The 11,990-nt window shown below is 71.3% G+C and carries 15 protein-coding genes; 8 read left to right on the top strand and 7 right to left on the bottom strand.

The annotated features are described in order from the left end of the window. Nucleotides 1-12 precede the first annotated feature (12 nt). The 8 genes from AC1RVW_RS20545 (at nt 13) to AC1RVW_RS20510 (ending at nt 6,001) form a co-directional block, all read left to right on the top strand. The gene (locus AC1RVW_RS20545; RefSeq protein WP_493202144.1) at nt 13-756 is read left to right on the top strand and encodes a YoaK family protein; all 744 of its coding nucleotides are present in this window, start codon (nt 13-15) and stop codon (nt 754-756) included. Between the two features lie 107 nt (nt 757-863). After that, complete coding sequence (locus tag AC1RVW_RS20540; protein WP_493202142.1) at nt 864-1,241, top strand: DUF4148 domain-containing protein; 378 nt, start codon at nt 864-866, stop codon at nt 1,239-1,241. A gap of 111 nt (nt 1,242-1,352) precedes the next feature. Further along, nucleotides 1,353-1,808: a Spy/CpxP family protein refolding chaperone gene (locus tag AC1RVW_RS20535; RefSeq protein ID WP_493202140.1), complete on the top strand. Its 456-nt coding sequence runs from the start codon at nt 1,353-1,355 to the stop codon at nt 1,806-1,808. A gap of 2 nt (nt 1,809-1,810) precedes the next feature. Further along, nucleotides 1,811-2,308, top strand: a complete 498-nt coding sequence (locus AC1RVW_RS20530) for a DUF4260 domain-containing protein (RefSeq protein ID WP_493202138.1) — start codon at nt 1,811-1,813, stop codon at nt 2,306-2,308. Beyond that, nucleotides 2,305-2,688: a hypothetical protein gene (locus AC1RVW_RS20525; protein WP_493202136.1), complete on the top strand. Its 384-nt coding sequence runs from the start codon at nt 2,305-2,307 to the stop codon at nt 2,686-2,688. The genes AC1RVW_RS20530 and AC1RVW_RS20525 overlap by 4 nt, the downstream gene beginning before the upstream one ends. A 50-nt stretch (nt 2,689-2,738) precedes the next feature. After that, the gene (locus tag AC1RVW_RS20520; RefSeq protein ID WP_172839771.1) at nt 2,739-3,431 is read left to right on the top strand and encodes a response regulator transcription factor; all 693 of its coding nucleotides are present in this window, start codon (nt 2,739-2,741) and stop codon (nt 3,429-3,431) included. A 26-nt stretch (nt 3,432-3,457) separates the two neighbouring features. Continuing rightward, nucleotides 3,458-4,837 (top strand): HAMP domain-containing sensor histidine kinase, encoded by a 1,380-nt coding sequence (locus AC1RVW_RS20515; protein WP_493202165.1) that lies wholly within the window; start codon nt 3,458-3,460, stop codon nt 4,835-4,837. A gap of 120 nt (nt 4,838-4,957) precedes the next feature. Then, on the top strand, nt 4,958-6,001 hold the full coding sequence (locus AC1RVW_RS20510) for an NADP-dependent oxidoreductase (protein ID WP_081266142.1): 1,044 nt from the start codon (nt 4,958-4,960) through the stop codon (nt 5,999-6,001). Between the two features lie 31 nt (nt 6,002-6,032). Here the strand turns inward: AC1RVW_RS20510 and AC1RVW_RS20505 are convergent, their stop codons facing one another. The 7 genes from AC1RVW_RS20505 to AC1RVW_RS20475 all read right to left on the bottom strand — a co-directional run bounded on the left by AC1RVW_RS20505 (nt 6,033) and on the right by AC1RVW_RS20475 (nt 11,956). Continuing rightward, nucleotides 6,033-6,350 carry a hypothetical protein gene (locus tag AC1RVW_RS20505; protein ID WP_081266143.1) on the bottom strand — a complete coding sequence of 106 codons (318 nt, stop codon included), beginning with the start codon at nt 6,348-6,350 and terminating at the stop codon, nt 6,033-6,035. Nucleotides 6,351-6,421: 71 nt separating this feature from the next. Then, the gene (locus AC1RVW_RS20500; protein WP_081266144.1) at nt 6,422-7,267 is read right to left on the bottom strand and encodes a DMT family transporter; all 846 of its coding nucleotides are present in this window, start codon (nt 7,265-7,267) and stop codon (nt 6,422-6,424) included. A gap of 86 nt (nt 7,268-7,353) precedes the next feature. Beyond that, the gene (locus tag AC1RVW_RS20495; RefSeq protein WP_493202132.1) at nt 7,354-8,070 is read right to left on the bottom strand and encodes a helix-turn-helix domain-containing protein; all 717 of its coding nucleotides are present in this window, start codon (nt 8,068-8,070) and stop codon (nt 7,354-7,356) included. Nucleotides 8,071-8,122: 52 nt separating this feature from the next. Further along, nucleotides 8,123-8,677 carry a hypothetical protein gene (locus tag AC1RVW_RS20490; RefSeq protein ID WP_493202130.1) on the bottom strand — a complete coding sequence of 185 codons (555 nt, stop codon included), beginning with the start codon at nt 8,675-8,677 and terminating at the stop codon, nt 8,123-8,125. Nucleotides 8,678-8,719: 42 nt separating this feature from the next. Next, entirely contained in the window at nt 8,720-9,880 is a 1,161-nt protein-coding gene (locus tag AC1RVW_RS20485; protein WP_493202128.1) for an SLC13 family permease, read from the bottom strand. Then, nucleotides 9,877-11,139 (bottom strand): MFS transporter, encoded by a 1,263-nt coding sequence (locus AC1RVW_RS20480; protein WP_409194417.1) that lies wholly within the window; start codon nt 11,137-11,139, stop codon nt 9,877-9,879. The genes AC1RVW_RS20485 and AC1RVW_RS20480 overlap by 4 nt, the downstream gene beginning before the upstream one ends. Nucleotides 11,140-11,158: 19 nt before the next feature. Next, nucleotides 11,159-11,956: a hypothetical protein gene (locus AC1RVW_RS20475; RefSeq protein ID WP_493202126.1), complete on the bottom strand. Its 798-nt coding sequence runs from the start codon at nt 11,954-11,956 to the stop codon at nt 11,159-11,161. Nucleotides 11,957-11,990 lie beyond the last annotated feature (34 nt).

Here is an 11,990-nt window from a genome sequence, read left to right as displayed (position 1 = left end):
GACATCGCTCGCATGACTTCGCCTTCGTCCACGCCCGCCGCGCCCGCCGCGCCCGCCGCCCACGCCGCCCACGCTGCCGACGTGGCGCCCGTCGATCCTCCCGGCCACGGCATGCTGCTCGCCTTCACCGGCGGCTTCGTCGACACGCTCGGCTTCGTCGCGCTGTTCGGCCTCTTCACCGCGCACGTCACCGGCAACTTCGTGCTGATCGGCGCGGCGATGGCGGGCGACGGCCATGCGGATGTGGTCGGCAAGCTGCTGGCGCTGCCCACCTTCGTCATCGGCGTCGCGGCCACGCGCCTGTTCCAGCTGCAGCGCGAACGGCAAGGGCGCGACACCGCGGCGCCGCTGGTCGTCATCCAGCTTGCGGGCCTAGTGGCTTTCATGCTCGCGGGCGTGTGGGCCGGGCCCTTCGCACACGGCGGCGGCATGCAGGCCATCGGCGTCGGGCTGATGGGCGTGCTGGCGATGTCGGTGCAGAACACCGCCGCGCGCAGCGTGTTCTCGCGCCTGACGCCCAGCACCGTGATGACAGGCAACGTCACGCAGCTGGTGATGGACCTGGTCGACATCGCGACGCGCGCGCCCGGCATGGCGGCGGCCGGTGCCCGCCTGCACAAGGCGTGGCCGCCGGTGGCCGCGTTCGCCGCCGGCTCGCTGGCGGGCGGGTTGGGCTACGCGCATGCGGGCTTCTGGGCGCTGCTCGCGCCCTGCATTGCGCTTGCGGTGCTGCTGCGGCTGCTGCGAAAGCACTAGCGCCGCAATAAAACGAAACACGCCGAAACTGCGGCGAAAGGACTTGCGGCGACCCCGCAAGCACGATCAGGCCTTCTCTTCCAACCCCTGAAAGAAAGGCCTGCCAAATGAAGCAATCTCTCTCCCTGACCCAGATCATCGCCGTCGGTTCGTTCGCCATGCTCGCGGCGGCCGGCGCCAAGGCTGAAAGCTACGAGGGCGTGCTGCCCGCCGTGTCGGCCAAGAGCCGCGCCGAAGTCAGCGCCGAAGCCGTGCGCACCGCGTCCGCCCCCGACCAGAACGTGGTGCGCGGCTCGCGCGGTTCCGAGACCGTTGCCGTGTCGACCGAGCGCGCCCGCGTCGTCGCGGAAGCCGTGCGCACCGCGGCGGCGCCCGACCAGAACGTGTCCTCGGGCTCGCGCGTGAACAGCCAGGTCATCTCGACCATGCAGAACCCGGTGGACGCGCGCGCCTCGGCGGCCAACGCCAAGAGCAGCCGCCTGTAATCGGGCAGTGCGGCAATAAAACGAAACACGCCGATACCGCGGCGAGAGGACTTGGCCCGGTGCGGATCGCACCATGGAGCTTCCTCCTCACAGACAACACAAGGACCTCCCATGAAGAACTGGATCAAACGTAGTCTCTTCGGTTTTGCGGGCCTCGCGGTGGTGGCCGGCAGCATCGCCGGCTGTGCCGGCCACCGCCACGGCTGGAGCGGCAACAGCGCCGAGTTCCGCGCCAAGATGGTCGAACGCGTGGGCAGCAAGCTGGAGCTCGACGCCAACCAGAAACAGAAGCTCACCGTGCTGGCAGAGAAGATGCAGGCGCAGCGTGAAGCCATGCGCGGCGCAGGCGGCTCGGGCGACCCGCGTTCGCAGTTCAAGGCGCTGTTCGCGGGCAACAAGCTCGACCAGGCCGGTGCCGCACGACTCGTCGACGAGAAGACCGCGGCGGTGCGCGCCGGCAGCCCCGAGATCATCGCGGCCGCCGCCGACTTCTACGACAACCTGAATGCCGCGCAGCAACAGAAGGTGCGCGACTTCATGGAGCGCGGCGGCCGCCGCTGGAACTGAGCATGGGCTCGCCCCCAGTCTTCGCGCACTTCGTGTCGCTTCGCCTTCCCCCTCTCCGGGGGCGATACCTGCGGCCCGGCGAAGCCGGTTTCGCGGTATCCCGCGAACAGGCCTCTGGCGCCGCGGCCGCGGGTGGCGTGCGTGCGCTGCTGCGCCTCGAGGGCGCGGTGGTGCTCGGCGTGGCGCTCGCCGCGTACGCGCAGTACGGGCTGGGCTGGGGCGTGTTCGCGCTCTGGCTGCTGGCGCCCGACCTCGCGATGCTCGGCTACCTTGCCGGGCCGCGCGTGGGCGCGGCGCTGTACAACGCGACGCACTCGTACGTCGGCCCCTCACTTTTGCTCGCGCTCGGCGTGCTCGCGGCCACGCCGTGGGCGGTGGCCGGCGGGCTGATCTGGTTCGCCCACATCGGCTTCGACCGCGCGCTCGGCTACGGGCTCAAGTACGCCGCCGGTTTCGGTCTCACGCATCTCGGCCGCATCGGCCGGGCCGATCCGTGGTGAGCGCGATCGCCGCCCCCGTCATGCGCCCGCGTATCGCGCGCGCATGGATGCTGGCCGAGGCGCTCACGCTCGGTGTCGCGTCGACGGTGCATGCCGGCTACCTCGTGCCGGGCCATGCGCACGCACCGGCGCGCATCGCCGAGGCGGTGATCGCGACGGTGCTGGTGCTGGCTGCGGTCGAGACCTGGCTGCGTCCCGCGCATGCGCGGCGCGCCGCGATCTTCGGCCAGGGCTTCGCGCTGCTGGGCACGCTGGTCGGGCTGGGCACCATCGTGGCCGGCATCGGCCCCGGCTCCACGGGCGACGTGGTCTACCACGCGCTGCTGCTCGCAATTCTGGTGGCGGGCCTGACCTGGGCGGTGCGATGCCGGCGGGTCTGATGGTGAGCGAAGTCATCCGCCACATGCTTGCCAGGAGGCACAATCCCGCCATGCCGCGCATCCTGCTGATCGACGACGACGAACACCTCGCCGCGCCGCTGACCACCTACTTCGCACGCTTCGGCTGCACGCTCGAGAGCGCCGTGCGCCCGAGCGAAGGCCTCGCCAAGCTGCGCGCCGGCCAATACGACGCCGCCATCCTCGACGTCATGCTGCCCGAGATGGACGGCTTCGAGCTGTGCCGCGAGATCCGCAAGGAAAGCGACATCCCCATCGTGATGCTCACCGCGCGCGGCGAAGTGATGGACCGCGTGGTCGGCCTCGAACTGGGCGCCGACGACTACGTGCCCAAGCCCTTCGAGCCGCGCGAGCTGGTGGCGCGCGTGCAGACGATCCTGCGCCGCCAGCGCAGCGCGCCGCCGGCTGCAAGCAGCACGCAGCAACGGGTGTTCGACGGCCTGTCGATCGACCTCGACCGCCGCCAGGTGCTGCGCCACGGCGAGCGCGTGGAGCTCACCGGCACCGAGTTCGAGCTGCTTGCGCTGCTGGCCGGCGAACCGGGCAAGGTCTTCAGCCGCGACGACATCCTCAACCGCCTGCGCGGCCACGAGGCCGAGCTTTACACGCGCGCGGTCGACATCGTGGTGAGCCGCCTGCGCAAGAAGCTGGAGCCGCTGGACTGCATCAAGACGCTGCGCAATGCCGGCTACGCGCTGGCCGTGGCGCGCAGCGAGACTGCATGAGCTTCAACCGCAGGTTCCCCCGCGAGATGCGGCGGCGCATGGAATGCCGCGACGAAGAATGGCGCCAGGAGTGGCACAAGCAGTGGCATGCGCGCTGGAACGAGAAGGTGCAGGGCAAGCGTCGCTGGCGCCGTTCGCTGCGCGTGCGGCTGGTGCTGATGTTCGTGCTGCTGGCCATGGTGATGGCGGTGGTCTTCATGGGCGGCATGAAGCGGGCTTTTTCCACCGGCTGGGCCGAGGCCGCCAGGCCGATGCTGACCGACTACACCGACCGCCTGGTCGCCGACATCGGCACGCCGCCCGACGTGGCGCGCGCGCAGGCGCTGGTGGCGCGCCTTCCCATCACCATCCGCATCGTCGGCCCCACGGTCAACTGGGACTCCAACCCCGGCGGCGCGAACAGCCCCGGCGGCTGGATGCACGACCGCGACGACAGGCCCGGCGGCGACAAGTGGTTCATCCGCTCCACCGCCGATGGGCACCGCGTGATCTTCGGCTGGTCGCCCAAGCTCTGGGAGCTGGCGCCGCGCGTCATCGGCTGGGCCACGCTCGGCGTGCTGCTGTCGTGCGTGCTGCTGGCCTATGCCTACGTGAGCCGGCTGCTGCGGCCGCTGATCGACATCCGCGAAGGCGCGCAGCGCTTCGGCCGGGGCGAGTTCTCGCAGCCCATTCCGGTCCGCCGCAACGACGACCTCGGCGATCTCGCGCAGCGCGTCAACACCATGGCCGACGACATCCAGGCCATGCTCGATGCCAAGCGCGGCCTGCTGCTCGCGCTGAGCCACGAGCTGCGCTCGCCGCTCACCCGTGCCCGCCTCAACGCCGAACTGCTGCCGGCCACGCCCGAAGGCCAGGCCGAGCGCGAGGCGCTGCTGCGCGACCTGAACGAGATGCGCGACCTCATCAGCGACCTGCTCGAAAGCGAACGGCTGGCGAGCCCGCACGTGGCGCTGCAGCGCGAGCCGGTCGACCTGGCCGTGCTGATCCGCGAGACCGTGGCCGAGATGCCCGGCGCGCAGCAGGTGCACCTGGACCTGGCCGACGGCCTGCCGCCGCATTCCGTCGACCGCATGCGCATCCGCCTGCTGGTGCGCAACCTGCTGGACAACGCGCTGCGCTACAGCAACGACGCGCCGCGCCCGCCCTGCGTGTCGCTGCGCGCGGTGCTCGACGGCAAGCAGCAGGGCGTCGAGATCGAGGTGCGCGACCACGGCCCCGGCGTCGACGATGCGCAGCTGGAGCGGCTCACCGAGCCCTTCTACCGCACCGACGGCGCGCGGGCGCGGGCCACCGGCGGCGTCGGCCTGGGCATGTACCTGTGCCGGCTGATCGCCGAGGCGCACGGCGGCGAACTCATGGTGCGCAACGCCTCGCCGGGGCTGCAGATCATCGTGCGGCTGGTGTAGCGCGCGGCCGCGCCCGGCTGTCGCCTGCGCTACAGGCGGGGCTACGGAGGGCGCGCGGTGCGCGGCTACGATGCGCCTCCGTGCCCACGCGGCGCCCGGCCCGTCATTCAAGGAGACACCATGAGCAGCCCCCTCACCAACCACCAGGTCCGCCTTGCCAAGCGCCCCGAAGGCGCCGCCACCCGCGAGAACTGGAAGTTCACCACCGAGCCCGTCGGCGAGCCGGCCGAGGGCGGCGTGCTGGTCAAGACGCTGTCGCTGTCGCTCGACCCGGCCATGCGCGGCTGGCTCAACGACGCCAAGAGCTACATCCCGCCCGTGGCCATCGACGAGGTGATGCGCGCCGGCGGCGTCGGCCGCGTGGTGGCCTCGAAGAACCCGAAGTTCGCCGTCGGCGACACGGTGTACGGCACGCTCGGCGTGCAGGAATACATCCTCATCGCGCAGGACGACCTCAAGCGCAACGGCCTGGTGAAGATCGACCTGAGCGTCGGCAGCATCACCCAGTGGCTCAACGTGCTGGGCATGCCCGGCATGACCGGCTACTTCGGGCTGATGGACGTGGGCCAGCCGAAGCCGGGCGAGACGGTGGTGGTCTCCGGCGCGGCGGGCGCCGTGGGCCAGACCGTGGGCCAGCTGGCCAAGATCAAGGGCTGCCGCGTGGTCGGCATCGCCGGCGGCGCCGCCAAGTGCGACTGGGTGGTCAAGGAGCTGGGCTTCGACGCCTGCATCGACTACAAGGCCGGCGCGGGCGCTGTGCGCGAAGGCCTCAAGGCGCATTGCCCGAAGGGCGTGGACGTCTACTTCGACAACGTCGGCGGCGAGATCCTCGACATGGTGCTGGCGCGGCTCGCGCGCAAGGCCCGCATCATCATCTGCGGCGCCATCAGCCAGTACAACAACGCCAACAGCATGCCCTCGGCCGGGCCGAAGAACTACCTGAGCCTGCTGGTGAACCGCGCGCGCATGGAGGGCATCGTGGTGTTCGACTACGCCGACCGGTATCACATCGCCATCGCCGAGATGGCCGGCTACCTGAAGGACGGCCGCATGAAGAGCAAGGAAGACGTCGTCAAGGGACTGGACACCTTCCCCGAGTCGCTCAACAAGCTCTTTGCGGGCGAGAACTTCGGCAAGCTGGTGCTGCAGGTCGCCGAAGCCTGATCGACTGACTGATCGACGGGCGGGGGACGCTTCAGTCGTTTTCGGGGCGCATGGGAATGTCGCCCATCGCCTCGTCGTCCCGCAGGCCGCGCGCGGCCTTCAGCAGCTCGATCGACAGGCCGTCGCCCCGGCCCGCGAAGCCCTTGGCGATGCCTTCGAGCACCGTCGACAGGCCGGCTTCGCCGTCGTCGCGGGCATCCATGCTGATGTTCAGAACGCGGGCCGCCATCTGGCGGTAGGTGACGGCGCCCGCGGTTTCCAGTGCGGCGACCAGATCGAGGTACAGCGCAAGGTTCATGTCGAACACGAGCTTGGGCGTGATCTCGAAATCACCGTTCTTTTCGTTCATGCGTGGCTCCTTTGTTCCTGAGCCGCCACTCTGCCAGAAAACGCGCGGCGCGCCGTCGGACGCAGGCGCATTCAGCGCGCGCGGGTGCCCATCAGCGCGGCCGAGATGATCAGGATCGCCGCGAGCGCGATGCTCCAGGTCAGCGGCCGGCCGGTCACGGCGAGCAGCAGCGCGGTCGAGGCCAGCGGCGTGATGTAGCTCAGGATGCCGATCTGCCGCGCGTCGCCGCGCTTGAGCGCCATGTCCCACAGGAAGAAGGCCGCGCCCAGCGGGCCGAGGCCGCACAGCACCAGCAGCAGCCAGTCGCGGCCCGACAACACGGCCGGTGTTTCCAGCAGGGCATGGCAGGCCAGCGCCAGCAGGCCCGAGACCAGCCCGAACAGCCCGATGGCGGAAGTGGGGAAGGCTGGCACGCGCTTCGTCCACAGCGAGTAGCTGGCCCAGATCACGGCCGAGGCCAGCGCGGGCAGGAAGCCCCAGTACGTGGTTGCCGGCCCGGAGGCCACGGCTCCCCGCGCCCCGAGGATCGCCGCCGCCGCGCCCGCGAACCCCAGCAGCGCCGCCACCACGTGCACCGGCCGCAGCGACATGCCGGTCAGCAGCACCGGCGCCAGCACCACCATGAGCAGCGGCCACAGGTAGTTGACGAGGTTGGCTTCCACCGGCGGCGCGATCCGCAGCGCCATGAACAGCAGGAAGTGATAGCCGAACAGGCCGTAGATGCCCAGCGCCAGCGTGCGCGGCGGCACCTTCCATGCGCTGCGGTCGCGCAGCACCAGAGGCCAGCTCGGCACGCTGCCGACGATCAGCGCGATACCGGTCGTGAGGAACGGGGGCAGGTGCGACAGCGAGGTGCCCAGCGAGGCGAGCGTCGCCCAGAGCGCAATGGCGAGCAGGGCAAAGAATGTGGACGGCATGGCCGGCGAGGCTACGCGATGCGAGCGTCGCGCAATGACGGACTGTCGTCGCGCAACGACGGTTTGCGGCGGGATCAGCGGTGAAATCAGCGGCGCAGCGCGGCGGTCAGCGCCGACGGCGAGCGGTAGCCCGTGCGGCGCGCCGTCTCGGCCACGCCCATGCCGCCGAGCCGCAGTTCGCGCGCATGCGCCAGCCGCAGCGAGCGCAGCCAGTGCATCGGGCTCATGCCCTGTTCTTCGCGGCAGCGCTGCGCGAACTGGCTCGGGCTCAGGCAGGCGACATCGGCCAGGTCGGCCACGCCCAGCTGCTCGTGCCAGCGGGCCCGGGCCCAGTCGGCGAGCAGGGGCCAGTCGATGCGGCGACGGCGCGAGTCCGAAGACGCCGGCCCGGGGCTCCAGGCCTCCAGCAGCAGCGCGGGGCCGTGCAGCAGGGCCAGCGCCGAGGCCTGCGGCTGCCTGATGCATTGCGCCAGGTAGCGCGCCAGCGTGTGCAGTTGCGGCGCGCCGGCCGGTGCGCGCTCGGCGCAGCGCGCCCATGCCGGCTGCGTGGTGTCGAGCACCAGGCACAGGCTGCCGTGCTTGCGCGCGTTGAAGTCGTGCCGCTCGCCCGGGGCGATCACCTGCGCTTCGCCTGCGCCGATGCCGCGGCCCCGGCCCTCCACTTCGATCTCGAGCACGCCGTCCAGGCCGATCAGTACCTGGAAGTGGTCGTGCGCGTGGCTGCCGTGCGAGTGGCCATAGTCGCGCAGGGCGAGTTCATGGCGGGGCTGGTGGAACGGCTGGGAGGAAGCGTGGGCATGCATGGGCTGCAGCGGATTGTCCGCGCAGCCCCGGCCGTGCCACAAGCGGGATCGATCAGCCCTCGTCGGCGTCGTCCCGCACGGCCTGTCCGTTGACCCGCACGGCTTCGACCACGCGCCCGTTGCCGGTCGCCAGCGGCTGCGTGCGGCCCTCGGCCCGCACCTTGTCGCCCACTTTCAGGCCCAGGCGCGCCATGCCGTCGGGCTTGGTGTGGACGAAGTCGCCGGTGTCCAGCACCACGCCGTTGGCCTCGCCGTGGCGCGCGTAGTTGAAGCGCACCACCTGGCCGTCGATGCTTGCGGCGGCCTCTGCCTGGCGCGGGGCCTTGCCGTCGACCGAGGCCAGCCGTTCGAAGCGGTAGACCGTGTGTTGCGCCTCGCCCTTGGGCGAGGGGCCTTCCTCGATGCCTTCGATCACCAGTGCCTGGCCGGACTTCAGGCCGGCGAACGCGGCCGCGGCGTCTTCGTCGTGGCGCTCGAACACGAACTGCGTGGGCACGCCGTCGGTGTCGATCAGCACGCCTTCGATGCCGCCCTTGGGGCTGTAGATCAGATGCTGGAACCGGCCTTCGACCGACCAGACGTCGAGGGTGTCGTGGGGATGTGGCATGGAATGTCCTTTTTGAGTGTGGTTGTGGAACGGAAAACGCGATCAACCGAGCCGCAGCAGCAGCGCCGACGCCGCGCACACGACCAGGAAGGGGATGCTGATGCGATGGAACTCGCGCAGCCCGTGCGGCACCTTGGCCAGCCGCAGGGCGATGAGGTTGGCCAGCGAGCCCAGCACGCAGCCGAAGCCGCCCACGCTCACGCCCGCCGCCAGCGCGGGCAGGTCGTGCACATAGCGGTCCAGCAGGATGGTGGCCGGCACGTTGCTGATGAACTGCGAGGTGGCGATGGCCGCGAGGTACGCGCGCCAGCCCTCGGCAATCGGCCACTGGCCCACCAGCGAAGCCACCGCCGGCAGCTCGGCGAGCTGTCGCAGGTCGACGAACATCAGCGCGATGATGGCGAGCAGCGCCCAGTCGACACCCAGCAGCACGCGGCGCTGGAACAGCAGGTAGGCGACGAACACCACCGCCAGGCCCGCGAGCAGCCAGTGCCGGTCGAGCGCGACGACGAAGCCCACGAACAGCACGCCCGACAGCGCCAGCAGCCTCGGCTGCACCGGCGCGGCCTCGGCCGCCGGCTTGAGCGCGATGGCCGTGCGCGGCACCAGCAGCCAAACGGCCACGAACAGCCAGAACAGCATGACCAGCACGGTGGGCGCCATCATCAGCATGAAGCCGCCGAAGCTCTCGCCGGTGCGGTGCCACAGGTACAGGTTCTGCGGATTGCCGATGGGCGTGAGCGCGGAGCCCGCGTTCACCGCCAGCGCCTGCAGCACCACCAGCCGCGCCAGCGGCAGGTGCGCCTGGGTGGCCAGCACGCGGGTGAGCGGCACCAGCAGGAACAGGCTCACATCGTTGGTGACCAGCGCCGACAGCATGGCCGCCGTGGCGGTCAGCAGCAGCGCCAGCTGGCGCAGGTCGGTGGTGCGCGCCAGCAGCCGCTGGGCGGCCGACTGGAGCATGCCGCTCTTCTCCACGCCCTGCGTGATGGCGAGCAGTCCGGCCAGCGCGCCCACGGTCTGCCAGTCGACCAGCTTGAGCCAGTCCATCGGCGCGCGCGGGCGCAAGAAGGCGAACAGCACCGCCACCGCCACCAGCACCCAGAGCAGGCCGTTGCCGCCGCCTTCGTGGGTTGCGGGCGCGTCGGCGCCGGAAGCGGCGGGCGAGGAGGGTGCGAGGGCGGACACGGTGTCTTTGGTCATGGAGCGGCGATGGTCAGTGCGGAGGCGGCCGGCGCGTTCGCCATCGAACGGCGCCGCTCGCGAGTTTCCGGCATCGCGAGCGCGAACAGCGTCAGCGCAGCGGCCGCGATGCCCGCCAGCATCACGAAGGCCGTGCCGTAGCCGGCCAGGTGCGCGACGGTGCCCGCCACCAGGTTGCTGAGCGCCGCGCCCAGCCCCACGCAGGCCGCGCCGATGCCCAGCGCGAAGTTGAAGTGGCCGCTGCCGCGCGTGAGGTCGCCGATCATCAGGGTCAGCATCACGCCGAAGATGCCCGCGCCGATGCCGTCCAGCACCTGCAGCGACAGCAGCGCGGCCGGGCTGTCGGCCAGCAGGTACAGCAGCCCGCGCACCGGCAGCACCGCGAAGCCGACCAGGAAGATAGGCTTGCGCGGCAGCCGCGGCGCCCAGCGCCCGACCGCCAGGGCGATCGGGATGGTGACCAGCTGCGTGACGATGACCCCGCCCGAAAGCCATAGCGTGGCCGAGGTGCCGGCCTGCGTGCCGACCTTCTGCGCCACCAGCGTGAGCATGGCGGCATTGGCCAGGTGGAACAGGAAGGCGCAGGTCAGCAGCACGATGAAGCGGCGGTCGTACCACCGTGCGGTGGAGTGCGGCGCACCGGCCTCGTCGTGATCGGCATCGGCGCCGCGCGCCAGCTTCGGATCGACGTCGCGCTTGCGGATCAGCATGGCCGCCGCGATGGTCGGCAGCGCCATCGCCACCGCGTAGAAGAACATTGCACGCGGGCCGAACGCGTGGCCCACCCAGCCGGTGCCCAGCGCCCACAGCACCGTGCCCGCCGCGGTGATCGCGGCGTTGCGGCCGACCCGCGCGTCCAGCCCGGCGCGGCCCACCATGCCCAGGCTGACGGCCGCGATGGCGGGCGCCACCAGCGTGCCCGCCGCGCCGATGAGCGACTGCCCCGCCAGGATCACGCCGTAGCCCGGCCAGTGCGCCATGACCACCAGGCACGCCGCGATGAGCGAAATGGCGCCGGCGATCCAGCGCGGCTTGTGGCGCGCGCTGTCGATCAGCGCCCCGGCCGGCGCCTGCACCAGCAGCCCGACCAGCGCCGAGACGAACATCACGGTGCCGATGCGCTGCGGGTCCCAGGCCAGCGTGCCGGCCATGAAGACGATCAGGAACGGGCCGACGCCGCCCTGGATGTCGGGTGCGAAGAAGGCCAGTGCGTCGAGTGCGCGCAGGCTGCGGCGCGAGGGTGCGGCGGTGGTGGTCATGGCGGGCCGGACAGCAAGATCAGGAGGCTGGTACCGGGGCCGGCGGAGCCATCAGCGGCGCGGGCGGCGTGGGGCCCGCGCCCCTCGGACCGCGGGGACCGCCGGGACCGCGCGGTGCGGGTTCCAGGCCCGGCCCGCCGAAAACCTCGCGCACCGTGTCCGCGGTCGGGCCGAGGCTGGTGGCTTCCAGCGCCGTGCCCTGCGCGCTGCGCGTACCCCAGCCGCGTGCATGGAGCTGTGCGCCGGGTTGCAGCTGCGCGCCGTACATGGCGCCGATGTGCGGGGGAAAGCGCACCGTGGTCTTGTCGGCGAGCACCACGCCGCGCACGTCGCCGCGGTCGGTGTAGAGCAGGCGTTCGATGCGACCGCCCGCTGACAGCGCGATTAGCGCGCCCGGGTCGCGCGGCGGCGGCGGTGCCATGCCGGGCGCCGGAGGCTGGTCTGTCAGGCTGCGGCCGTTGGCGACGAGGGCCTGCATGCGCACCACCGGCACGTTGGGCGCGCGCCAGCCGCTGACCTGCACCGTGTCGCCGGGCTTGAGCATCTGCATCACCGCCGCCGAGAGGTGCGGCGGAAATGCGACCTGCGTGCCGTCGCTCAGCAGCAGGCCGTCGGCTTCGCCGTTGGGGTTGATGAGCCACTGCTGCACGCGGCCGCTGGCGACGGTGCCCGCTTCCGGCGCGGCGGGCGGCATGGGGGCGGTGGCGCCGAGCGGCGGCGGGGGCACCGGGCCGCCGGGTGGCGGCGGCACCTGTGCTAAGGCGGCGCTGCTCGCCAGCAGGCAGGCGGCAGCGAGGAAGGTGATGCGATGTGTCATGGATGGCTCCTTGAAGGGTGGATGCCCAAAGACA

Source organism: Variovorax sp. MPBD4-3 (assembly GCF_058809745.1).
The sequence above is the reverse complement of the archived record's forward strand: the minus strand, read 5'-3'. Positions and strand labels throughout refer to the sequence as shown.

Bases quoted from the DNA above. Each gene is read 5' to 3' on its own strand.
- AC1RVW_RS20545 (WP_493202144.1), top strand. From the start codon at position 13: ATGACTTCGCCTTCGTCCACGCCCGCCGCGCCCGCCGCGCCCGCCGCC.
- AC1RVW_RS20540 (WP_493202142.1), top strand. From the start codon at position 864: ATGAAGCAATCTCTCTCCCTGACCCAGATCATCGCCGTCGGTTCGTTC.
- AC1RVW_RS20535 (WP_493202140.1), top strand. From the start codon at position 1,353: ATGAAGAACTGGATCAAACGTAGTCTCTTCGGTTTTGCGGGCCTCGCG.
- AC1RVW_RS20530 (WP_493202138.1), top strand. From the start codon at position 1,811: ATGGGCTCGCCCCCAGTCTTCGCGCACTTCGTGTCGCTTCGCCTTCCC.
- AC1RVW_RS20520 (WP_172839771.1), top strand. From the start codon at position 2,739: ATGCCGCGCATCCTGCTGATCGACGACGACGAACACCTCGCCGCGCCG.
- AC1RVW_RS20515 (WP_493202165.1), top strand. From the start codon at position 3,458: ATGCGGCGGCGCATGGAATGCCGCGACGAAGAATGGCGCCAGGAGTGG.
- AC1RVW_RS20510 (WP_081266142.1), top strand. From the start codon at position 4,958: ATGAGCAGCCCCCTCACCAACCACCAGGTCCGCCTTGCCAAGCGCCCC.
- AC1RVW_RS20505 (WP_081266143.1), bottom strand. From the start codon at position 6,350: ATGAACGAAAAGAACGGTGATTTCGAGATCACGCCCAAGCTCGTGTTC.
- AC1RVW_RS20500 (WP_081266144.1), bottom strand. From the start codon at position 7,267: ATGCCGTCCACATTCTTTGCCCTGCTCGCCATTGCGCTCTGGGCGACG.
- AC1RVW_RS20495 (WP_493202132.1), bottom strand. From the start codon at position 8,070: ATGCATGCCCACGCTTCCTCCCAGCCGTTCCACCAGCCCCGCCATGAA.
- AC1RVW_RS20490 (WP_493202130.1), bottom strand. From the start codon at position 8,677: ATGCCACATCCCCACGACACCCTCGACGTCTGGTCGGTCGAAGGCCGG.
- AC1RVW_RS20485 (WP_493202128.1), bottom strand. From the start codon at position 9,880: ATGACCAAAGACACCGTGTCCGCCCTCGCACCCTCCTCGCCCGCCGCT.
- AC1RVW_RS20480 (WP_409194417.1), bottom strand. From the start codon at position 11,139: ATGACCACCACCGCCGCACCCTCGCGCCGCAGCCTGCGCGCACTCGAC.
- AC1RVW_RS20475 (WP_493202126.1), bottom strand. From the start codon at position 11,956: ATGACACATCGCATCACCTTCCTCGCTGCCGCCTGCCTGCTGGCGAGC.